Origin of the sequence: Microbacterium sp. A84 (assembly GCF_051842815.1) — a bacterium.
In the GTDB taxonomy this organism is placed as follows: Bacteria; Actinomycetota; Actinomycetes; order Actinomycetales; family Microbacteriaceae; genus Microbacterium.
The window spans coordinates 1,767,972-1,790,496 of sequence record NZ_JBPXMS010000001.1 but is presented as its reverse complement, the minus strand read 5'-3'; the positions used below and the strand labels follow the sequence as shown (position 1 = coordinate 1,790,496).

The window sequence follows — 22,525 nt, the reverse complement described above, 5'->3', positions numbered from 1 at the left end:
GCTGTGAAGAGAGCGGTATTCCGGGCGAAGGTCCACCTGCTGATGCGTCAAGATCTGCGGGCGTTCCAAGACATGCGCCGACATGAGGCCATGTCGGAGACGGAGCTTTCCCGCCTCATCGACGAATCGAGTGTGCGAATCGCGCTGCACGCGTTCGACAACTCGCCGTTCTATCGGGAGCTGTACTCCGAGGCAGGCTTCTCACGCGCTGACATCGCCGTCGCCGACAACTTCACCCGACTTCCGGTCGTGACCAAAGAGCGACTGCGAGCAGCCGGGGATACGATCCTTGCGCAGAACATCGCGCCACACCGTGCGCTGCTCTCCCAAACCGGCGGCAGCACGGGCTCGCCTCTGCGAGTGCGCAACGATGCCGCAGCACCGACGGCACCGATGTGGTGGCGCATCTACCGCTGGTGGGGCATTGATCCTGCAGATGACACCGCGTTCGTCTATCGGCGACTCCGCCAGGGCAAGGACGCCTGGTTGTACGCAGCGCAGTGGTGGCCGAGTCGTCACCTGCTGCTTGACGCCCGTGCGATTACCGAGCCTTCGGTCGAAGAGTTCATCGAGCAGTGGATCCGCGTGAAACCACGGCTTCTCGTGGCGTACGTCGAGGGTGCGACCGCCGTGGCCGCCCACCTAGAGCGCACGGGGAGAAAGCTGTCGACCTCCGCTGTTTCCGTTACGGCGGCGATGCTGCAATCGGGGCAGCGCGAACTCCTGGAGCGAGCCTTCGGTGCACCGGTGTTCGACACCTACCGGTCGGCCGAGATCCCCTGGATCGCCGCCGAATGCGCTGCACATGACGGACTGCACGTCGCAGCAGACCAGCGACGCATCGACATCATCGATGCGGATGGGAATCCGGTCGATGCCGGCGTCGATGGATCCATCGTCGCGACGGACTTCAGCAATGAAGTATTTCCACTGGTGCGCTACGAGATGGGGGATCGGTCCAGAATGCTGCCTGGGCGATGCGCCTGCGGACGTGCATTCCCGCGAATCGCCCCAGTCCAAGGGCGGATCGCCGATGCCATCTGCACGCCCTCTGGGAAACGGGTCACCGGCGGTCTCAGCGGACTCTTTCTGAGTTCCCCCGGCGCGATCAGGCAGATGCAGATCGTGCAGCACGCCGATTTTTCGATCACTCTGCGTTACGTCGCGGCCGCTCCAGACCTTGCTGACGAAGCGGTGATGCTCGCAGTTCGCACGTTGGAGGACCTGCTCGACGGTGAAGTTCGCGTCACGCCACTCGCGGTCGACGCCATCGAGAGCACGGCCGGAAAAGCGCGACTGGTCGTCTCCGAGGTTGAGGGCTGATCCGGCCGCAGACAGGGGACTCCCTGCGGGCTGTCGAGCGCGGATTGTAAGATGACGGAGATCCGCGTCCGACACTGATGTTCGGGGGCGGTAGCGACTGGGGGAGACGCGTGGAATCACATTGGACACTGGAAGATCTCTATCGCGGGATCATGCAGTCCTGGCTTGTGCTGGTCGGCACCATCGTGGTGTTCGCGCTCGCCGGGGTGGGAATCTTCGCGATCTACCCGCAGAAGTACACCGCCGTGGCACAGCACACGGTGGAGCCGATCAGCGTGCTCTCGTCAGGATCGAGCTTCAACACCGTCAATATGGAGACGGAGCGGGTCGTCGCGACGTCCACCGCCGTGCTCACTCGAGCGACCGACGGACTGGATGACACCTCGGTGGAAGCGCTCCGCGCGAACACGACGATCGAAGTACCACGTAACTCGCAGGTGCTGATCTTTCAGGTGACCGCGAACAGCCCGCAGCTCGCCGCCGACCGTGCGAACGCTGTCGCCACTGCTTATGGCGAGGAGCGCACCGACAACGCGCGCGAGGTCGTCGAGAGGACGACCGAAGAGCTTGGCAACTCCATCGCCCAGCTGCAGACCCTTCTGGATTCTCAGGCTGAGGGCAGCAACCAGCGTGCGGCGACACAGCTTCAGGTTCAGGCGCTCCTCGATCAGCAGGCGCGCATCACGGCGACACCGTTCTACTCCGGAACGCTCGTCACCCCCGCCGATCCTCCGCAAAAGTCCAACCGGCCTTCAATCCTCGTCTTCGTCGCCGCGGGTATGTTCCTTGGAATTCTCTTCGGTGCGATAGCAGCGCTGGTCGTCTCACGCGTTCGTAATGGTCCTGGCAGCTCTTACAAGCGCGCCAAAGCCGCAGAGCACGACGATGACGATCTCGTTTTGGACTCGGATGTTGAGGATCCAGATGACGTCGACCTTGATGAGGACGACAGTCTGATCGAACCATCGCGTGACGATGCCCTGACGCCACGACCGTTGCACGCCGCATACAGCAAGAAGCGCCGCTGACCCGAAAGTCTGCGGCGCTTCCTGCGAGGAGCGCGTTGGATCAGTCCCCGTTGTACTTCCACATGCGCACGTAGTCGACCTGATAGTCGAGGTTCTGCGTCGCCGAGCGGTTGTTCGGGTCAGGCAAGCCCCAGTACGCTTCAGACGGGCCGACATGCAGATTCAGGCGCATGTGCAGCGGGGAGCCGAAGTAGGCCGGATCCCATAGATCCGGATAGCTAGCCGGTGTGACGCGCATTACCTCGATGCCGTCGACGAAAGTCGCAGCATACGTCGGGGTCAGCTCGAACGCGTAGGTGTGGAATCCGTCCCATGGGACGGTCTTCGCTCCCTGCTCATTGTGGCGCCAGATGGCTTTGCGGCCGGTCCCATCGGTCTTGGTGTGGATGGTGGTCGCCGCGGTGTCCTTCACCCACTTGTCGTACTCAGCGGGCATGGCGCCACCATGACCCCACGCCTCCATGATGTCGATCTCGCCGGACTGCGAGTTGCGCAGCCAGAACGCAGCCAACGCGCCTCGGGTGTTGTCACCAGTCGGAGTCTTCGCTCGGATCTCCCAGCGCCCGTACTGCTGGCTCATCGACACGTCATCCGACTCGAGCTTGCGCTGATCGAGGTAGCCGGTCGTGTGCCACAGGTTAGTCGGACCGCTCTGGGTCGATGGCCGTTTCGCCGCCTGATCGAGCCAGTCTGCGCGGATGTGCAGCACACCGGCGTCGTCCACGCTCACCTGCTCGCGCTCGACCACAGCCGCATCGAAGAGCAGCCCGAGGTCGTCGCGTCCGCGGACGTTCCACTTGGCCGGATCCACGTTGGGCTTGCCTGTCGACGCATCGACGTAAGTAAATTCGTCGCGCCAGGTCGGTGCACCCCAGCCGGCGATGTCGCCGCCTGTCGGCGGGGTCACTTCGGGAACGACCGGGGTCGTCGGCGGTGCAGGCTCAACCGGAGTGACAGGAGCCGTCGGGGTGGTGGGCTTCGCCGGAGTGGTGGGCTTCGTCGGAGTGGTGGGCTTCGCCGGAGTCGTGGGGGCGCTGATGCGATCCTCCCGGACGAGGTGCGCGTCAAAGCTGATGTTCGGTGTGCGGCGCCAGCTGAAGAGCACCTGCACGGCGATCGTGTTCTCGCCGGGTTTGAGGAGGGATGCGGGCACTGAGAATGTCACCGGATCGCGTCGAGCCGCGGCGGATGACGGTGCGATCGTCGAGTAGCTGTTGGCCTTGATCGCACCTTTCGGTGCGTTCTTGCGACCGACCTCGACGCCGTTGACCCAGACGACGATTCCGTCGTCAGCCCAGGTGTTGAGCCAGGCCCACTCCGGAAGATCCGATGTGAGAGTGAAGGTCTTATGGAAGTAGGCCGAAAGTGGCCGTGCGTCCTGCGGGGTCGGGATCGTCGTGTTGACTCTGCCGAGGTCCCGGCCCTTGCCGAACGGCGCATTGCCGCTCGACCAGGTCGATGCGGCGGTCTGCCAGCCTGACCTCGGAGCAGCAGTGCCGTGATAGTACGACCACGGAGACTGCCGGGGAATGATCGAGGTGACCGACGAGGTGGAAGGCGTTGCCGCGTGTGCCGGCTGGGCAGCGACGAACGATGTGGCGAGCACGGCGATGGTCGCGAATGCGGCAATCAGGAATCGGATAGGAACGTGGGTACGGGCTGTCTTCTTCATATCGAGGGGGAGAAGAGGGCGTACTGCTTTCGCAGCGGACTCTCTCCAGGTCTCCTGGGGAGTTGCGGATGCCTGCCGAGCCCCCTCGATGCATCCTGATTGGTCGGGTTTCAGGCCCTAGTGTAGATGTCCCTTCCCCAAAGTTCCCTGACAATGCCTGTGGTGCTTGTTATAGATGCGCGTGACGAAGCGCCGAACACGATCGCCTCGACGTTCGCGTGATCGTGGATCCACTGCAACGCCGGCTGTGGCGCGATCGCCCCTGATGCGAAGACGGACATCGCTACAGGCCGGAACGAACGCTCCTGCAACGCCTTCTCGTACCCCTCGATGCCCCCGGACATCCGGAAGCCCAATTCGTTGATGTTCGCGCACACGATCGGATTGACGACACCCACTCTGTCGAGAGCGTCGAGCAGCATCGGCAGATTCATCGTGATGAACCCAGGCTCGGCGCCGTAGCGCTCCCTGACGTGCCGGTCGAAGATCGCGAACGCCTCATCGAAGCCGAGTCCGAGCATCAGATCAACGACGACGTTCTGCAGGAAGATGACCGGAGTCTTCAGGCCCTGGAACATCTTCATCTCAGCATCCACCAGGAGTGTGATGATGCCCTCAATGTCCTTCTTCACGAACGATTTGCCACCCCGCAGGGCCGCATTGAGGAGTCCTTCCTCAGGGAGAAACTGCCGAATCGCTCCCAGCATGCCGTTGTCGGTGATCGCGTTCGCGTATTTGTGCGCGTAGGGCATGCAGGGGTAGAACCGGTAGTCGGCATAGCGTTCCGGGTGTGCCCGTACGTGATCGCAGACCTCAGCGATACGGTCGTGCGTCGTGCACATCAGGGTGCGGATGCCGTTGTCCAGGGCGATGTCGATGACATCGATGATCGCCTGCGTGTCCTGGAAGCGGATCGCCTGCGCACGCGCCTTCTCCTCTGACATGTGATTGATGCCAAAGAATTGGTTGTCGCCTAGGAGGAGCAGATCCATCGCGGTGGTGGTCGTCGTACTCATGCGCTCTTCCTCCGGCCGAACAGACTGCGTTTCTGTGGAGCGGTAGGCAACGCTGTCAGCGTGCCGGTCTCGGACCTGTCGGCGGAGTCCTCAAGGATCCACTCGATCACCCGGTCGGTCTGCGCGGCGCTGGCGAAGCTGTTCTGTCGTGCCTCGATTTCACCCGCGAGCACTGCGGCGATGAACGTCTCTAGTTGTGCGCTGTATTCTTCGCCGCGGAGATAGAACGAGACCTGCTCGGTGAGTTCGGTCGTGTACTTGATGTTCCATCCGGCCTGGTAACCATCGGGGATATCCGCGCTCTCGCGTAGGTACACGCGGATCTCCTGCCGGTCGGCGATGATGCGGCCCTGCGAGCCAGACATCGTCACGGAGGTAGACATCTTTCGGTACGACTCGTCCGACCAGTTGACCGAGAGTTGCACGCTCAGTCCGTCCGCGTAGTCGAGCGTGGAGTAGACCTCGTCGTCGGTATCGGCGGAGAAGATGCTGTTCAGCACCGACCCGCGCACACGATCCGGTGCGCCGAGGTACCAGTGCATCAGGTCAAGAGGATGTGCGGCGTAGTCGTACAGGCATCCGCCCCCGCTGGTGCGCTTGCTGCGCCACGTCGATCCCTTCGCCTTGAGGACAACAGGACCGTAAGCCTCAGCCAGTACGTGCGTGACACGACCGATTGCGTTCTGATCCAGCAGGCGCTTGACCTCCTGGAAGGTCGCGATGAAGCGGTTGTGATACCCGACCTGCGCGACGAGTTCCTTCTCAGCGGCGAGTGCCACGAGCTCAGCAGACTCCGTCGCGGAGAGCGTGAGCGGCTTCTCGCAGAAGACATGCACACCACGCTCGAGCGCGCTGCGTACAAGCGCTGCGTGCGAACCAGTTGGTGTGGCGATGATGATCGCCTCAGGCTGAGCCTCTGTGAGCATCTTCTCCAGGGTGGAGAACGTGCTGGCTCCCGTGTACTTGTTCAGGACATCGAGTAGATAGTCGGTGGAGTCCACGACTCCGACCAGCTCGACATCATGCAATGCGCGGACGATCGCAAGATGAGAGAGCCCCATCTTTCCGACTCCGACGACTCCGACGCGAACGCGTCTCTTAACAGCTCCGTCTGGCACGACGAATCCCCTCCCCAGAAAGTTCCCCAGTTGAGTGCCCCTTCCCAAGGGAGCACTGTTCGATATACTAGCGCCCAAGCTGGCTTTCGTGTCAGCGATTTTCTGCTGGGGTGGGACTCGCAGAGAATCTGGGGATTCCGAACGCGCGGGGGCGCGGATATCGGATGCGTATCTAAGGGGAAGTGCGCGTGCTGTGTGAAGTGTCTGTCGTCGTGCCGACGCATAAACGTCCGGAGCTGATGAAGCTCGCCGTCGAGAGCATCCTGAATCAAGGAGCCGCTCGCACGGGGGAGGTCATCATCGTCTTCGATGCCTGTCCGATTGAGGTGCCAGATGTCGAGGTACCCGACGGCTGGTCTGTGAGAGGAATCGCGAACACTCGCGTGCGGGGCCTTGCCGGCGCCCGTAACTCAGGCATCCTCGACTCCAAGGGTGACCTCGTCGCCTTCCTTGATGACGACGATGAGTGGCTGCCCGGAAAGCTCGAAGCGCAGCTAAAGCGGATGGACGAGCGTCCTGACGCCATCGCCATTGCGACGGCAATGGTGCTGGATGACGGGGTGAACAATATTGTCCGATTGGTCGAAAAGGACGACTTGACACACCAGGATTTCCTCCGTGATCGCCACCCCGGCATCCCCTCGGGCGGACTACTTTTTCGCCGGGATGTGCTTCTCGGGCCGGTGGGCCTGATCGACGAGGACCTTCCTCGAGCCTACGGCGAGGACTACGACCTGTTGCTGCGCGCCTCCGAACATGGCATCGTCACCGTGGTGAACGAGCCTCTAGTGAAGGTCAGGTGGCAGGGCCAGTCCTATTACTTCGGCCAGTGGGCCGTCTACGCTGAGGCATTGCAGTATCTGCTGCGCAAGCACTCGGACATCGCGACGATTCCTTCCGCACTGGGCCGCATTGAAGCGCAGATCGCGTTCGCTCTCGTCGCGAACGATCAGCGCAGCGAAGGTCGAAAGTGGGCGTGGCGTGCACTTCGCCACAACCCGAAGCAGGTCAAGGCAGCGCTCGCTATCGCCATCTCCTGGCGGCTGGTCAGCGCTGACGCGGTGATCCGTTTCGTACGGAGTCGCGGTCGAGGCATCTGACGATGAAGATCCTCATCGCCTGCTCGTCGGGAGGACACCTCACCCAGGCGCTTGCCCTGCGCGATTGGTGGGGCGAGCACGAGCGCTCTTGGGCGACGTTCCCTGTCGAGGACGCGCGATCTCGGCTCGCGTCAGAGAAGGTCCACGAGATCCATTATCCGACGGTGCGTAACGTCCCGAACCTGCTGCGCAATTTCGGTCTCGCACGACGAGTTCTCGCCGAGGAGCGTCCCGACATCGTCTTCTCTACTGGCGCGGCCATCGCCCTTCCGTTCTTCACACAGGCGAGGTTCTTCGGAGCACGCACCGTGTATCTTGAGCCGGTTGACCGCATTTCGTCGCCGGGACTGAGTGGACGGCTCGTGTATCCGTTCGCCGACGAGTTCCTCGTGCAGTGGGAGCGTATGCGGGAGTTCTATCCGGGCTCTCGAAATGTGGGTGTGGTGCTGTGAGCGCGCCACTCGTCGTGGTTTCGGCTGGCACCTACCACCTCCCGTTCGACCGCCTGTCTGAGTGGGTGCAGAGTTGGTTGCAGCGCACGGAGGGCGTGCGACTGGTCATGCAGCATGGGCCTTCGGTCGCTGTCGTCGGCGCGGAGAACATCGAGATCCTCCCGTACACGGAACTGCTCGACCTTTGCGGTCAGGCGACCGCCGTCGTTCTGCAGGGAGGGGCGGGTGGCGTGATGGACATGCGGGCGCTCGGGATCATCCCCATTGTCGTTCCGCGAGTGCCGGGCGACGGTGAGGTCGTCGATGACCATCAGCTCGTCTTCTCGGCGGAGATGGAGTCGCTGGGCATTATCCGACGTGCACTCACATCGGAGGATCTGGCCGCGCTTCTCGATCGCGCACTTGCATCTGCCGACACGGACGAGAAGCCTTCTGAGATCTCGACGCCGGGCGCCGACGTTGTTCGCGCATTGCTCGAGCAGCCCATCCGGCCCGCACGCTGGTACGCCTTCGTCCCGCGCCTCGTTCGCAGCGGGTCGGCGATCGTGGCGTCCAAGCTACGGCGTTGAGCATCCCTCAGCGAGTCATGCGAATCGGCCGATGACGGGAATCTTCCGCCACAGCGAGTCGATGTGCAACCGGCGACGAAACACCCAGAGCACGGCGGCATAGATCAGGCAGAGCACGATTCCGCCAAGGATCAGGATGCCAAAACTCGTGCCGCCCCACCAGCCGAAGAACGCGCCGCCACCGCCGAACACGATGACCGGCGCGATCATCGCAGGGATCAGTTTCGCCGGTTGCAGATTCACGTGCATGCCGCGGTGCACCTGGACCGCCGCGATCAGATTGTCGACCACGACAACGATGACCCAGGTCACCGCAGCGCCCCAGATGCCCCACAGGGGCACGAGTGCGAGGTTGCCGCCGATACTGAGCGTGAGCGCAACCGACTTGTTGTACATCTGCCACGTGCTCTTGCCGCCCTGCAACAGGATGCTCTGCAGCATGCCGCAGGCGGTCTGGAACATCATGGCGGCAGCGAGCAGCGTCATCGGTCCCCACCCGACGATGAACTCCTCGCCGAAGATCGCCAGCACGGCCGAGCCCATCGAGATCAGGAGTAGGTAGAACGGCCAGTTCATGAGGATCATCGCGCGCACGACCTTGGTGTGGAGCCTGGTCGAGTCCTCGAAGCGGTCACGTGCGAGAAGAGCGGAGATCGTAGGAGACACCGCGACGCGCATGGCCTTGTCGACGACGCCGCCGGCTCGAGTGGCGCGTGTGACCACCGCATAGACGCCCGCGACGGCGGGCGAGGCGACAGCGGCGATGATGAGGACGTCAGCCCACTCCAGCGCCGTCTCCAATCCGGAGCTGACGGAACGAGGCGCGTTGAAGCGCCAGAACGAACCGAAACTGGGGCGGGTTTCCGGACTGCTCTCCGATCGACGCCGGATATCGCGCATCAGAGGACCAGCGACGACCGCTGCGGTGATGAGTACCCACACTGGCAGCGGCCACAGCCACGCTTCGAATGCGCCCCAGGCGGCGACACCCGCGATGGATACCGCGAACAGGACGGTGAGGAGCCTGCTCGCTGGGAGTAGCACGCTCTGCAGTAGGGTGAACGAGGTGACACCGCGGAGCATCCGTGCGGAGATCTGCAGCACACCGATCAATGCTCCGAGGATGACGAACGGTGCCATCGCTCGGAGGAGGTTCGCGAGGCCCTCCGCATCGGCTGGAGCAGCCAACCACGCAGCCAGGGCGTCGGCGAGGAACCACACCGCGACGGAAGCTGCGCCGGAGACGATGGCGACCGGAACCACCGCGTATCCGATGATGCGCCATTCCGCGCCCGCGCGTTCGAATGCGCGCTGTTCGGCGATGAAACGCACGACGCCGCTGTTCGTGCCCAACCGCAGCACCTGCGTGAGGATTGTGAAGATGCCCATCGCCTGGAAGAAGAGCCCGGTGCCGCTCGCGCCGAGAGTATTTCCGACGATCGCCGTGAGCACGAGCGCGGCGACGGCTGCGAACGCCGAGCCAAACAGACTGATCAGTCCGCTGCGTGCGAGACCCTCACTCTTCATTCTTGGCTCGGGCGAAGGGGACCGGATGTGTGATCCAGTACGACGATCTGCCAAGATATTTCTCCCGCAGCAGCACGGCGAGGGCGATGCCAACGAAGACGAGCTGACGGTCCAGCCCGTAGAAGACGGATAGAAAAACCGTGACGACCACGCTGGCGTGGATCCACACGGCGGAGAGGTTGGGAGCGTCGAAGGTGCGCACGGCGCCCAGAACGATCATGCCGAGGAAAAGAACGAGCCCGACGAGCCCGAAGCAGAACATCGCGTTCCAGATGGCGCCCTGTGTCCCCACGTGGATCTCGCTCATCAGGCTGGGGCGAGGTGCACCGAAGCCGATGATCGGCGATTCCAAGGTCCGCTCCCAGGTCTCCAGATAGAGATCACCTCGACCCTCCGTGGTATCGACGGTCTCCTGGCGGGCGATGATCCCATCCAGGAATCCGGACAGCAGCAGGATGATCGTTCCAGCGATGCCCAGCATGGTGACCCAGAAGAATGCGAGGAGCCGTCCCCGAATCAACAGGCAGAACAGCACGTAGATCACGGCGCCGGCGAGGCCGAGGAAGAGACCCCGGTTTGTCGTGGCGACGGCAGGCGGAATCGCGGCGACCAGAGCGATGACAAGCATCCACATCGCGCGCGCGGTGCGATGCCCGATGGCGGTGCCGATTGCGATCGGCGTCAGGACCGCCATCGCGGCACCCCAGCCGTTCGTGTACGAGAATGGCGCGGACGGACGGACGAACGGCTCTTCCGCGCCCCACGGTGTCTGAATCTCCGCCAGCGTGGGAAATACGAGCTCGGCGACGTAGTCGTTGCTCGTGAGCGCATCGGGCAGCAGCCGTCCGATCGTCATCGTCAGCTGCACTTCGGGGAACAGCATCCCCAGATAACCACCGACAATGATGAAGATCCAAATGAATGTCAGCCCGTTGAAAACACGCTTCGGCGAAAGCGATGTGCGCGCATTGACGATGTAGATCATGATGATCGCGAGCGCCAGGAACTGACTGAACCGCACGCCGAGGCCGACCCCCCGACCCAGCTGGTCGATCATCAGTGCGGATGGGATCATCCACAGGACGAAGCCGATCCAGGGCATGATGCCGGGTACGAAGAGGATACGGCGCCGCATGACCAGCAACGCCACCATCGGGACCGCCATGATCACTGATACGAAGGGCAGCAGCCCGAGCAGCCAGAAGATCGGGTATCCCCACAACACGGTGAGCACGGGCCAGGCCGGGAGCACGCGCGGTTCGACCTCACGGCTCGCGTCCTGGCCGGTCGCGGCGATGAGCGATCGGCTTGGCGAGGAGATGAGTGTGGCCATGTTGATTTCAGAGAGCTGCGAGTTGAACGTATTTGCGACGCATCGATGCTGCGGACATCAGCACGTGCCACGCGAAGAGGGCTGTGTAGATCACGGCGAATGCGATGGGAAGCCCAAGAAATAGCAACGTCAGGTAGGTCGTTGAGGTGTCGTGCGGCTGCTTGACGAACGAGTTCATCACTCCTGCGGACGAATCGTCGGCAGCGCGAGGAACCTTCGGCAATAGTTTTTCGGCGAGTAGCTGCGACAGGAACCATGCCGAAACCAGCGCCGAGAACAGCCCGGCGATCAGTACCAGCCAGAACGGGGAGTCCGTCCGTAGGAGGTGAATGGCGATGGCAATATGCACCAGCGGTGCGCGTACACCGTCGACGACATGATCCAACCATTCGCCTGCGGGACCGCCACGCCCCTGGATACGCGCGAGTTGGCCGTCGGCGGAGTCCAAGATGTATCCGAGGAGCAGGAGCACCGCGGCGATTGGCCCTGCCCGCCAGGTGGGGACACCTGCGAGGACGCCGATGCCGACCGCTCCCAGCGCGGCGCTGAGCGCGGTGACGCCGTTCGGGCTCCAGCCCCACGTCGCGGCGATGACCGCGGCCTGCCCGCCCAATGGTCGGTTCACCCAGCGCAGGTACGCAGGAACGCCCGCCCCTGACTTTTGTGCAGAAGCGAGCGCTCGCCGGGCCTGGACCGTTGTAAGCCTGCTCATCCGCGAAGCATACTCAATGAGAGCTCGAAGGTGAGATCGGGTGTTGCTCGCCAGCTCGCGTGCGTCGACGCCGCGATCACGTTCTCACCTTCCTGAAGGAGGGCAGCCGGCACGGAGAATGTGACCGGCGCGGCTGCTGCCGTCGAATGCCGCGGCGCGACGGTGGTGTAGGTATTCTGCGTCAATGGGCCTTCGGGCAGGTTTGCTCTGCCCAGTTCGACGCCATTGAGATAGAGCACAACACCATCGTTTGCGATCGCAGTGACCGTGCCGTCAGCAACTGTGCCGGCATCGAGCACCGTGAACGTGTGGCGGAACTGGGCGCTTAGCGGGTTGCTCGGAATGTCGACAGGCTCGATGTCGGTCGTGACTTCGGCGACACCGCGGCCGAACAGTCCGGTTCCGGTCGCCCAGGCGGAGTCGTCGAAGACGAGTGCGTTCCAGTCCGCTGGCAGAGCATCATTTGAATACCGCCAGCTCCACACCGAAGCGCCGTCGACGCTGACCGGCAACTCGTTCTCAGTCGGTGGGGCCGTGGTGCTCACCTCCACCGTGGCGGGCGGAGAGATCAGGCTTCCCAGACCCGTCGCAGTGACCGCGTATGTGTACGCAGTGCTGGCAGCCAGTCCGTCTTCGGAGAAGGTCGTCGTAGCAGCGTCCACCGAGCCGACGTTCTCGCCCCCTCGAGTGATCACGTAGCCCGTCGGCGCTGATCCCTCGGTCGGGGCGGCCCAGGTGAGTGTCACGGAGGTCTCGGTGCTTGTGGCACTGAGTCCTGTTACCGCGTTCGGCGCAGTGGCCATCTCGCCGCGTTCAGCCGTATACGAAAGCTGGAAGCTCAGGTCGGTGGTCGCCCGCCAACCGGCATGCGTTGACGCTGCGATGACGTTCTCTCCGTTGACCAGGAGGTTCGCGGGGACGGCGAAGGTCACCGGGTTGGCGATCGCTGTCGAGTGCCGTGGGGCGGACTGTGCGTAGGAGTTCTGCGACAGTGCGCCTTCGGGCAGGTTCGAGCGGCCGAGTTCGGTCCCGTTGAGGTAGACCACAACACCGTCGTCGGCGATCACGGTAACGGTGCCGTCGGTCAGGCTGGCTGCCTGAATCACGTCGAACGTGTGCCGGAACTGAGCGCTCAGCGGGTTGCTGGGAATGTCGACGGGTTCGATGTCTGTCGATGCTCCGTTGACACCCCGCGCGAACAGACCGGTTCCGATCTCCCATGCCGCGTCATCGAATGCGACCGTGCTCCAGTCCGACGGGAGTGCGTCGTTGGAGTAGCGCCATGCCCAGACCGATTCGGCATCGACGGTGACGGGCAGCTCATTGGCATCCGGTGGCGGCGTGGTGGTGACCACAGCTGTTGCCGCGGGCGAGACCAGGCTACCCAGCCCGTTCGCAACAACGTCATAGGAGTACTCCGTCTCGGACGACAGACCGGTATCCGTGAAGGTCATCGTCTCAGCATCAGTGGTGCCGATGTTCTCGCCATCACGGCTGATCGTGTATCCGGTGGGTGCGGTGCCTTCTGCCGGTGCGGTCCACGTGAGTGTGACCGCGTCCGCCGTGCTCGTGCCGACAAGTGCGGTCACGGCATCCGGTGCTGCGGGCATTTCACCACGATCCGCGGTGAACGAGAGCTGGAAGCTGAGATCGAGACTCGCCCGCCAACCCGCGTGTGTCGATGCGGCTATGACGTTGTCACCGTTTACCAGCGCCCCTGCGGGCACCACGAATGTGATCGGGTTGGCGACCGCAGTCGAGTACCTCGGTGCACTGGTTGCATAGGAGTTCTGCGTCAGCGTGCCTTCCGGCAGATTCGCTCGGCCAAGCTCAACCCCATTGAGATACACCACCACGCCGTCGTCGGCAATCACGGTGACCGTGCCATCGACGATGCTCGCAGCTTCTGTCGCCTCGAACACGCGGCGGAACTGCGCGCTCAGCGGATTGCTGGGGATGTCGACCGGTTCGATGTCAGTGGTCGCTGAGCTGACGCCCCGGCCGAACAGGCCGTTGCCCGTCGCCCACGCCGAGTCATCGAATCCGACGATGTTCCAGTCAGCCGGCAACGCATCGTTCGAATAGCGCCAGGTCCATTCGGACTCAGCATCGGCGAATGTCAGTGCGGATTCCGGCAACGGCGCGACCACGAACGCCGGCGTGGATGCAGACCGGTTACCGGCCGCATCGCGCGCACGAACGAAGTAGTTCGTTGGCTCTTCGGATACCGGCACGGTGTATGTCGCGGTCGTGGTCGAGGCGATGACATGGTTCTCGCGGAGCACCTCATATGTCACACCGCCTGGATCGGAGGACCCACCCCAGGTCAAACTCATCTCCGCGGTACTTGCGGGCACCGCGGAGATCTCTCCTGGGGTGGTCGGCGCGGCCGTATCCATCGGGGCGAAGCGGATGTACCCGCCAGACCACTGGTTGACCTCGCCGGCACGCACCGAGCGGCTGAAGTCACCACCGACCCAGAGCACGCCTGTTGAGTCGTAGAACGTGCCCCATGCGCCGTAGCCGGCACGCGCCTGCAGAGTGGGCGACCAGGCATGGATGTAGTCGCCGGTGGCCGCATCCCACGCACCGACGAGGTTCATCTTGTCGGCTTGCTCCCATGCGGTGCCAGGATCCCTCCACGTATAGGCGTCCTGGTAGACCCAGTTGCCGCAGTGGCAGCCCGCGATAACGAGGGCGCCGTTCGTCTCCACCGTCTGGAAATCGCCACCGTCGTTGGTAATCGATCCGCGCAACAGCTCGAAGGTGTCGCGACTATAGGCGAACAGGGAATGCTCCGAGCCGCCGAGCCACACCTTGTCGCCTGCTTCTTGGACGCCCAGCTGCCAGACGTTTCCGGTGATATTGCCGGATCCGTCGGTGCCGGACTTCGAGAACCGCGGAACCCAGAGCGGGCTGACCAGCGGCGCCCCAGATGCGGTCTGGATCGCAGCCGCACTCGGAGTCGAGGTGCTCTGCTTCATCTTGAAGTATCCGGAGAAGTACGTCCGATCGCCTTGATCTGAGGCATCGACGGAGACGGAGGTGCCGTTCAGGAAAGCGTTCCAGTTGATGTCTGGTGCCCCGGTGGCGAGGTCGATACGACCGCCGTTCCACGTGCTGGCGCTCGTTGTAGAGCCGACCGCTGTGAGGTGGGTGAAGGACCCTGCGACATAGAGGTGGCCGTCCTGAACGTCCAAGCCTCGGATGTACGGAACGCCACCGGTCGCGCGATTCTCGGCCGCCACCTGCCAACCGGAGAGTTCCCCTGTGTTTGGGTCGAGGAATGCGAGTCCGGCTTGGGCGACGCCATTGACCATCGAGAACTGTCCGCCGATCGCGAGACGCCCGTCAGGGAGAGTCGCGATGGCCTTCACTTGGCCGTTCAGCGTCGGTCGGAACGTGGAGTTCCACTGTCCAGTGCTGACGTCGAAGGCAGCGAGGTTCGACTGCTGAACCTGGTCGCCGCCAGCCTGCGTGCGTTGCACGAACTTGAAGTTGCCGCCGACGAAGACGTTGCCCGCGGCCTCGCCGAAGACCGCGACCTCTGTGTTGAGCTCGCCACTACTGCCGTTGGCGAATCCGGAGACGCCCCAGGAGGTCGTGATCGCATCGCTCTCGGGGATGGCAGCCACCGTGCTCGCGGGAGTTCCCTCTGCCGGAACGGTGCCGAAGTCGAGCGCTGCGAGCGTCAATTTCGGTCGCAGGAACATCTGAGTGAACGGTCGGGCATAGCCTTGCCCGCTCGGGCTCCACACGTAGGAGTCGGCTGCAGTACTTCCGCCGATGTTGGAGCCGAATGCCCAGCCATTGACGTAGCCGTGCGAGGACTGTTCGCTGAACACCACGCGGTTCGTCTGGTTGTTGCTGCCGAAGTTGTTCGTCTGTCCGCCGGAGCCGGTGCTGCCATTGAACGAGTAGCTCGCAACGCGGTGCGTCGCACCAAACGTCCACACCCAGCGATCGCGTTGCGTGAGCTTGAATCGCACCTCTTGCCACTGCGTTCCGCCCGTGTTCGTCGCACGACGCAGACGGATGCCGTCGGCCAGGGTATCCACGCGCTCGCCGTTGAGCAACGCGTCTACTGTGGCCGACGGCAGTTGTGCAGGCAGGAACGCACCCGTGCCCGTGACTGTGTTGCGCAGCTGAGCCGGCGTGCGCAGACCGTTGTAGCCTTCCTTCCAGGCTTGGCGGCCGCGGCCGATAAGCACCCAACCGCCACCATCGGTGGTCTGGTCGCAGTAGAACTGCTCGGGCGCCACCAACTCGGGCGTTACCAGCCAGTAGATGCCGTCGGTGGATGCTGGGTCGCTTTGCTTGATCTCCCAGCACGAGGCCGCGGCGGACGCCTCCGTCAAGCCGTCCGGGAGAAGTGCTTCGGCAGCTGGTGCTGCCGTCGGCATCAGCAGGGTGCCGATCATTGCTGCGATGGCGACGGCTGCGCCGGTCGCGATGCGCGCGGTCTTTGACTGGCGCGGGATAGAGATGGTGTTCATCATCGTCTTCCGTAAACGGTTGTGGGGGCGGTCAGGCTGCGGGGCAGTCCTGCACGTCCGGAATTTCGTGAGTGGAGATCTTCCAGGTGTCGTCCTCGAAGATTGCGCCATAGACATGAGCCACTGGGTGGCCCGGGTTGTATAGCGCAGCCTTGAGTGAATTGCCGGCGGCGTCAGTCACATCGATGTCAGACACATCGATGCAGACCTTCAGCGCCATCGTCGCCGGATCGGCGGCCAGATCCACAGCGGTCGTGGTGATGCTGGTCACAACTGCTTCACCGGTCTGCTGATAGCCAAGGTCGTACTGTTCCCTGGCCTTGGACTGCAGCTCTCCGAGAACCCAGCCTGTGGCAACCGATTCGATGCCGACCGCAGAGCCATCGCCGCGCTGGGCGATTTCGTCTGTGGCCGCCACGATCAGATCGACGGCGACGTTGACTCGTTCGATCTCGACTTGCTCGTCCGAGGTCAGCGGTGCTGTTGTTGGCACTGCCACGGTCGCGAGAGGATCCTCGGAAATATCTTCGTCATCGCCAGTGTCGCCTTCTTCGAGAATCACGTCCGGTTCTGACGCTGACGGTGGTGCTGTCAACGTCGGTACCAGTACGGCGATTCCGATGCCGACTGCGGCCACGGCGACAAGGCCTGCGATCGCCTGTGGCAGCCAGCGCCGTGGCTTCGAATCCGGTTCTATTTGAGTGTTCATCAGTACGCCCCCTTCGGCTGTACCATCGCCCGTCCGGTCCGCCACATGATCTGCAGATCGTTCATCACGGACCAGTTCTCGACGTAGCGCAGGTCCAGGCGCACGCTCTCGTCCCATGAGAGATCGCTGCGTCCGGAGACCTGCCAGAGTCCGGTGATGCCGGGCTTGATGTAGAGGCGGCGAAGCACCGTCCCGTCGTACGCGGTGACCTCGCTGGGTAGCGGCGGCCGTGGGCCGACGACACTCATGTCACCGATCAGCACATTCCAGAACTGCGGCAGCTCATCGAGCGACAGTTTGCGCAGCAGCTTGCCGACGCGCGTGACCCGCGGGTCGTCTTTCATCTTGAACAGCAGGCCAGCACCCTGGTTCTGCTCCTTGAGCGCGGCGAGCTGCTGTTCGGCATCCGTCTTCATCGAGCGGAACTTCACGATCCGGAACGTGCGGCCATCGCGGCCGACGCGCTCCTGGAGGAAGAAGACCGGTCCTGGCGAATCCAACTTGATCAGCAGTGCGAGCACAGGCGTGACCAGGCCGATCGGGATGAGCGCGAGCCCAGAGACCGCGACGTCGAGGGCACGCTTGAGTAGGTGCAGCCCGCCCTCGTACGTCGGGATCTTCACCTGGATCAATGGCAACCCATCGACCTGACGCAGAGAGATGCGCGGACCTGCGACATCCGTCAGACGACTGGAGAGCACGAGCTCGGCGGCAGTTCCCTCGAGCTGCCAGCTCAGGTGCTTCACGAAATCGGTGTCCCCATCGGGCCGGCTGGCCACGATGATCGTATCTGCACCGATCCGCGCGGCTGCCGCTGCCACAGTTGTCACGTTGCCCACCACCGGGTACCGACTTTCGCCGACCGTGACTTCGCTCGCATTGCGATCCAGCAACGTCGTCCCCACGACGTGGTAGCCGTTCTCGCCGCTGGTCTGCAGCGAGCTGATCACATACTCGACATCCGTGGTGGCGCCGACGACGAGCGTGCGCGAAACATACGCACCGCCCCGTCGCCGACGCTGCAGCCAACGCCGCCAGCTCCACCGCGCGACCAGGAGCCCCAGCATCCCGGTCGGCAGAGCAATGACGAGCAGTGGCCGCAGACCATCCCACTCCAGGAGGATGCCGACGATCGCGACGATCCCGAACGCGAGCCCACCAGCGTGCGCAACCCGACGGTACTCGGTGGCACCCGAGCCGAAGATCGCAGCCGAGCGCGTGTTCAACGCGGCCAGCATCACGTAGAGGGTCGCGATCGACAGGATCGCACCGCGAAGTACGACGGTGAGCGGTGTACCAAGAAGGAACACCTGAATCGCTGCGGTGAACGTGGCGACTGCCACGATGACCGCGGCGTCAGACAGGCGCAGCCGCATGCGATAACGGCGCTCCCACTGCTGGCGTCGCTCGAGCGTTGCCGACATGCGTGGCGCTGCCACGTGGTTCGGCAGCGTCCTGGCGGCGCGCGGCGCCCCGGCAGGCATGAACTTCGACCCGGTACGCGTGAGACTCAGCGCGTCCTCGACGGACGTCATGCTGACGCTCCCCGAACTGCGAATGAACGCAGCATTCCCCAATGCGACATGTGTTCCCCAGTGTTCCCCAGCCCGCGAACAACCGCTCGCGGTGAACGTCCGCATTCCCGACCCCTCGGGTCCTGTTGCTTCACTGTGATCCCATATCACAGGAGGTAAACGCCATTCCCACATGGAGTTCGTCGCAACAGGTACTGCAGACGCTGGTCACTCTATCGGAAGTCGGGCGCAAGCGGAAGATATGTCCTGTGAATGGATGAAATACGCACTGTCGTCGGCGAAAAGGACGAAAATGTGAACGCGCCGGCGGTTCTGCGGTAGAGTAATAGCGCAACGTGAAGGTTTCGCCGTGATTCGGCGCATCACGTAGCCACTGATCAGGGCCGTAAAGGACCGCTCGCACCGACGCGCGCGGCATCCGCTTCTGATCTCAAGATCCTGAGATGCGCCTGCGCGCGCGTCCGCACCAAGCAATGAGTATTGAGCATCACCATGAGTAGTACATCCACCCATTCACCCCTGCCCCTGAACTGGAAACAGGCAGACGACAACGTCTATGTTGCGACTCGCGAAGGCGAGTTCGCCGGTTTCGTCGAACGCGAAGGTGCCACACACCTCGTTCACGACAACCACGGAACCGACCTTGGGTCGTTCTCCACCCTCGCCGACGCCCGGTCGGCCCTCGAGTGCCCACCACGTCGCCGCACGCGTTCGATCCGGCAGACGCTGCGCCGTCACCTGACCAGGGCTCGTTCCTGAAGATTGCTTCCGAAGGTCGAACGTATACGCGGCGGCGTATACGGGGCACGTTAGCCTGGAGTGAAGCGAACGGCGTCCGCCCTTGGCTTCACAGCTCAAGGGCTCCGATCGACAGGAGAACATTATCTCCACCTCTACGGTCGCCGAAACGACCAGTAACATCCTCGGACCAGTACGCCAGACGTACGCAGGCAATGCCGACTTCCCCCCGATGGCGAAGGCGTATCGAAGCGTGTCGCAGGTCGTCCGTGAGACCGGACTTCTGAATCGCACCATCTGGTTCTACAGCCTCGTCGCGGCGGGCATCGCACTCGCACTCGGCGGAGCCATCACCGGGTTCATCCTGCTCGGCGACAGCTGGTTCCAGCTGCTCATCGCCGGAGCTCTCGGCATCATCTTCACGCAGATCGGCTTTCTTGGCCACGAGGCGGCACACCGGCAGATCCTTGCTTCTGGCCCGGCGAACTTCCGCCTCGCCCGCATTCTTATCGGTCTCGTCGGGATGAGCTACTCCTGGTGGGACAACAAACACACCAAGCACCACGGCAACCCCAACCAGGTCGGTAAAGACCCCGACATCGAGATCGACACGATTTCATTCCTCGAGGAGGATGCGGCGAAGTCGCGGGGGCTGATCCGACTGATCACCCGCAAGCAGGGGTGGCTGTTCTTCCCGCTGCTCACGCTGTTGGGCCTGAACTTGCACTTGCAGGGGCTCAAGTACCTTTTCACGAAGAAGAAGGTTAAGGGCCGGTGGCTCGAGATCGGCCTCATCGTGGGGCGTCTTGCGGCCGTGTTGGTGCCGGTGTTCATCATGCTCCCGCTGGGGATGGCATTCGCATTCGCAGGCATCCAGTTTGCCGTCTTCGGCGTCTACATGGGCATTGCGTTCGCCCCGAACCACAAGGGCATGCCGATCATCGAGCCTGGCGCTCGACTCGATTTCTTCACCAAGCAGGTGCGCACTTCGCGCAATATTTCCGGCGGCTGGTGGGTCACCGCGTTCATGGGCGGCCTCAACTACCAAGTTGAGCACCACCTGTTCCCGAGCATGTCGCGCCCGCACTTGGCCAAGGCGCGTGCGATCGTGCGCGACTACTGCCTGGCCAATGATGTGCCTTACACCGAGACCACCATCCTCCGCTCGTATGCGATTGTCATCGAATACTTGAACCGGGTGGGACTCGCTGCGAGCGATCCGTTCGATTGCCCTGCGGCGTCGCAGTTCAGCAAGGCATCCGCTTAGCCCACTGCAACTCAGCGGAACATCGCAACTTCTGCGGCCACATCCTTCGGGAGTGGCCGCAGAAGTTCGTTATGGCCGCAAAACCTGACGGCTACAGCAGCCCGAGTTCCAGCGCGAGCGTGACCGCGCGGGTACGGTCGGAGACGCCGAGCTTCTCGAACACGTGCAGCAGATGTGTCTTGACCGTCGCTTCGCCGATGAACAGCGCCTTCGCGATTGCGGGGTTGCTGCCTCCGGCCGCAACGAGCCGCAAAACGTCGAGTTCGCGCGGGCTCAACTGCGGACGCTCCTCGCGGGCCGCACGCATGCGAGCGACCAGGGTTGCCGCGATCGATGGCGCGAGCACCGTGTGTCCATCAGCGACCGAGCGGATGCCGGCCACGATCTCCTCCTGCGGGGCAGCCTTCAGAAGGTAGCCGCTCGCGCCCGCCTCGATCGCGCCGAGGATGTCGTCGTCGCTCTCGTAAGTGGTCAGTACGAGCACTCGGATGTTGGGCAGTTCTGCGGCGAGGCGGGCGGTGGCCTCCGCGCCGGTGAGTCGCGGCATCCGCAAATCCATCAATATGACGTCTGGGTGCAGCGCGTGCGCGAGCTCGATGGCCTCGACACCATCGGATGCTTCTCCGACGACTTCGAGCCCGTCATCCAGCGAGAGTAGGCCGACGATGCCGGAGCGCACGATGGGGTGATCATCGGCGACGATGACGCGGATCATTCGGGAACCTCCGCTGCGGTCAGCTCCGCCTCAGTTGTCAGGGGGATGCGCACGGACAAAGCGGTGCCGCTCGGCGCGGCATCCGTCACGTCCAACGTGCCGCCGACGAGGGCGATGCGATCACGCATACCCGCCAGCCCGAAGCCGTGCCCGGCGTCGATGGTGGCGTCCCGAAGCCCGCGGCCGTCGTCGCGCACCGTGAGGCTGGCGTCCGCGCCAACCTTCAGCGCGATGGATGCGGCACTCGCCGCGGCATGTTTGCGGACGTTCGCGAGTCCCTCCTGTGCGCAGCGCAGCAGGACGACCTGGATGTCACGGGGCACGGTGCATTCGGATGCGTGGACGTGCACGCTGACCCCGGTCTCGCGCTCGAACCGTTCGCCGAGTCGGTGCAATGCCTGCGCGAGAGATCCGGACGGCGTGGACGCCGGCGATTCCAAGACCACGAGCGTGCGCGCTTCTCGCAGGGCATCGCGCGCGGACTCCTCGATCAGGGCGATGGTGTCGGCCGACCCGTCGCGTCGAGCGCGTTCGGCGAGCATGACGATGCTGGTCAGCGTCTGCGCGATCGTGTCATGCACTTCTCGGGCGAGACGCGAGCGCTCGGCGGTGGCGCCGGCCTCGCGGCTTGCCGACTCCAGGCTCGTCTGCGCCTCAGTCAGTTCTGCGAGCAGTCGCTGTCGTTCGGTGCCCCATTCGGCGATGCGGCTGATCCACAGTCCGAGGGCAATGCTGAACGCCGCTGAGAGGAACGAGGTGAGGAAGCCCGCGATCACCGTCGCCTGTTCGAATCCGCCCCACACGGAGTAGGCGAGTCCCAGCACGACCGCGTTCGCGAGAGTGACGAGTATGGACTGGCGGACGGAGCGCGACGTCATCCAGATCAGCGGCAGCACGATCGTCTGCAGCAGGAGCATGTTCGGGGCGAGCGAGGTTCCGACCGCGAGGAGCGCGATCAGTGCGATCTGGATGACGGCCGACGCCAGTGCTGACGGCAGCGGGGCTTCGCGGATGCTGACGTACCGCCGCGCCCCGAACACGTAGACGGCCAGGATGCCAGCCGCGATCGCGACCAGCATCCACGATGTTCCGGCGAAGCGCGGCGCGTCCGCGAACGCGATGACCGTGATCACGATGAACAGCGCCCCACTGGCGACGTCCCAGCCCAGCTGCTCACCGCGGATCGTACTCATGCGTCCCACTCTTCCACTTCGA

General features: G+C 63.5%; 18 protein-coding genes. 7 read left to right on the top strand and 11 right to left on the bottom strand.

Translation table 11 applies throughout. The features are described from left to right. Window positions 1-3: 3 nt before the first annotated feature. A complete protein-coding gene (locus tag ACSU04_RS08590; RefSeq protein WP_439289110.1) occupies window positions 4-1,323 on the top strand; it encodes a phenylacetate--CoA ligase family protein in 1,320 nt (439 codons plus the stop codon). Window positions 1,324-1,433: 110 nt separating this feature from the next. Beyond that, entirely contained in the window at window positions 1,434-2,351 is a 918-nt protein-coding gene (locus tag ACSU04_RS08585; RefSeq protein WP_439280322.1) for a YveK family protein, read from the top strand. 40 nt (window positions 2,352-2,391) lie between these two features. Here ACSU04_RS08585 and ACSU04_RS08580 read toward each other — a convergent pair whose 3' ends face one another. From ACSU04_RS08580 to ACSU04_RS08570, 3 genes are all read right to left on the bottom strand, one after another. Beyond that, entirely contained in the window at window positions 2,392-4,023 is a 1,632-nt protein-coding gene (locus tag ACSU04_RS08580) for a glycoside hydrolase family 16 protein (protein ID WP_439289109.1), read from the bottom strand. 110 nt (window positions 4,024-4,133) lie between these two features. After that, entirely contained in the window at window positions 4,134-5,039 is a 906-nt protein-coding gene (locus ACSU04_RS08575; protein WP_439289108.1) for a hypothetical protein, read from the bottom strand. Next, window positions 5,036-6,157: a Gfo/Idh/MocA family protein gene (locus ACSU04_RS08570; RefSeq protein ID WP_439289107.1), complete on the bottom strand. Its 1,122-nt coding sequence runs from the start codon at window positions 6,155-6,157 to the stop codon at window positions 5,036-5,038. Before ACSU04_RS08570 ends, ACSU04_RS08575 begins: the two co-directional genes overlap by 4 nt. Window positions 6,158-6,369: 212 nt before the next feature. On the opposite strand from ACSU04_RS08570, the gene ACSU04_RS08565 reads away from it, so the two are divergent. The 3 genes from ACSU04_RS08565 to ACSU04_RS08555 are packed head-to-tail and all read left to right on the top strand — an operon-like array spanning window position 6,370 to window position 8,278. Continuing rightward, window positions 6,370-7,257: a glycosyltransferase family 2 protein gene (locus ACSU04_RS08565; protein ID WP_439289106.1), complete on the top strand. Its 888-nt coding sequence runs from the start codon at window positions 6,370-6,372 to the stop codon at window positions 7,255-7,257. A gap of 2 nt (window positions 7,258-7,259) precedes the next feature. Beyond that, the gene (locus ACSU04_RS08560; protein ID WP_439280327.1) at window positions 7,260-7,709 is read left to right on the top strand and encodes a UDP-N-acetylglucosamine--LPS N-acetylglucosamine transferase; all 450 of its coding nucleotides are present in this window, start codon (window positions 7,260-7,262) and stop codon (window positions 7,707-7,709) included. Then, window positions 7,706-8,278: a glycosyltransferase gene (locus ACSU04_RS08555; protein ID WP_439280328.1), complete on the top strand. Its 573-nt coding sequence runs from the start codon at window positions 7,706-7,708 to the stop codon at window positions 8,276-8,278. The genes ACSU04_RS08560 and ACSU04_RS08555 overlap by 4 nt, the downstream gene beginning before the upstream one ends. Window positions 8,279-8,293: 15 nt before the next feature. Here the strand turns inward: ACSU04_RS08555 and ACSU04_RS08550 are convergent, their stop codons facing one another. The 6 genes from ACSU04_RS08550 to ACSU04_RS08525 are packed head-to-tail and all read right to left on the bottom strand — an operon-like array spanning window position 8,294 to window position 18,590. Further along, window positions 8,294-9,805: an oligosaccharide flippase family protein gene (locus ACSU04_RS08550; protein ID WP_439289105.1), complete on the bottom strand. Its 1,512-nt coding sequence runs from the start codon at window positions 9,803-9,805 to the stop codon at window positions 8,294-8,296. Continuing rightward, window positions 9,795-11,138, bottom strand: coding sequence for an O-antigen ligase family protein (locus ACSU04_RS08545; RefSeq protein WP_439280330.1), 1,344 nt, complete (start codon window positions 11,136-11,138; stop codon window positions 9,795-9,797). The genes ACSU04_RS08550 and ACSU04_RS08545 overlap by 11 nt, the downstream gene beginning before the upstream one ends. 7 nt (window positions 11,139-11,145) lie before the next feature. Next, a complete protein-coding gene (locus ACSU04_RS08540) occupies window positions 11,146-11,850 on the bottom strand; it encodes a CDP-alcohol phosphatidyltransferase family protein (RefSeq protein WP_439289104.1) in 705 nt (234 codons plus the stop codon). Then, complete coding sequence (locus ACSU04_RS08535; RefSeq protein WP_439289103.1) at window positions 11,847-16,346, bottom strand: fibrinogen-like YCDxxxxGGGW domain-containing protein; 4,500 nt, start codon at window positions 16,344-16,346, stop codon at window positions 11,847-11,849. The genes ACSU04_RS08540 and ACSU04_RS08535 overlap by 4 nt, the downstream gene beginning before the upstream one ends. Before the next feature lie 31 nt (window positions 16,347-16,377). Beyond that, complete coding sequence (locus ACSU04_RS08530) at window positions 16,378-17,055, bottom strand: hypothetical protein (RefSeq protein ID WP_439289101.1); 678 nt, start codon at window positions 17,053-17,055, stop codon at window positions 16,378-16,380. Next, window positions 17,055-18,590 carry a sugar transferase gene (locus ACSU04_RS08525; protein ID WP_439289100.1) on the bottom strand — a complete coding sequence of 512 codons (1,536 nt, stop codon included), beginning with the start codon at window positions 18,588-18,590 and terminating at the stop codon, window positions 17,055-17,057. Before ACSU04_RS08525 ends, ACSU04_RS08530 begins: the two co-directional genes overlap by 1 nt. A 492-nt stretch (window positions 18,591-19,082) precedes the next feature. Here ACSU04_RS08525 and ACSU04_RS08520 point away from each other — a divergent pair, with 492 nt between their 5' ends. Continuing rightward, window positions 19,083-19,349, top strand: coding sequence for a hypothetical protein (locus tag ACSU04_RS08520; RefSeq protein WP_439280335.1), 267 nt, complete (start codon window positions 19,083-19,085; stop codon window positions 19,347-19,349). Between the two features lie 82 nt (window positions 19,350-19,431). Beyond that, entirely contained in the window at window positions 19,432-20,595 is a 1,164-nt protein-coding gene (locus ACSU04_RS08515; RefSeq protein ID WP_439280336.1) for a fatty acid desaturase family protein, read from the top strand. Between the two features lie 91 nt (window positions 20,596-20,686). Here the strand turns inward: ACSU04_RS08515 and ACSU04_RS08510 are convergent, their stop codons facing one another. Together ACSU04_RS08510 and ACSU04_RS08505 are read right to left on the bottom strand one after the other, a co-directional pair. Further along, the gene (locus tag ACSU04_RS08510) at window positions 20,687-21,310 is read right to left on the bottom strand and encodes a response regulator (RefSeq protein ID WP_439289099.1); all 624 of its coding nucleotides are present in this window, start codon (window positions 21,308-21,310) and stop codon (window positions 20,687-20,689) included. After that, window positions 21,307-22,503 carry a sensor histidine kinase gene (locus tag ACSU04_RS08505; protein ID WP_439289098.1) on the bottom strand — a complete coding sequence of 399 codons (1,197 nt, stop codon included), beginning with the start codon at window positions 22,501-22,503 and terminating at the stop codon, window positions 21,307-21,309. The genes ACSU04_RS08510 and ACSU04_RS08505 overlap by 4 nt, the downstream gene beginning before the upstream one ends. Between the last annotated feature and the right edge of the window lie 22 nt (window positions 22,504-22,525).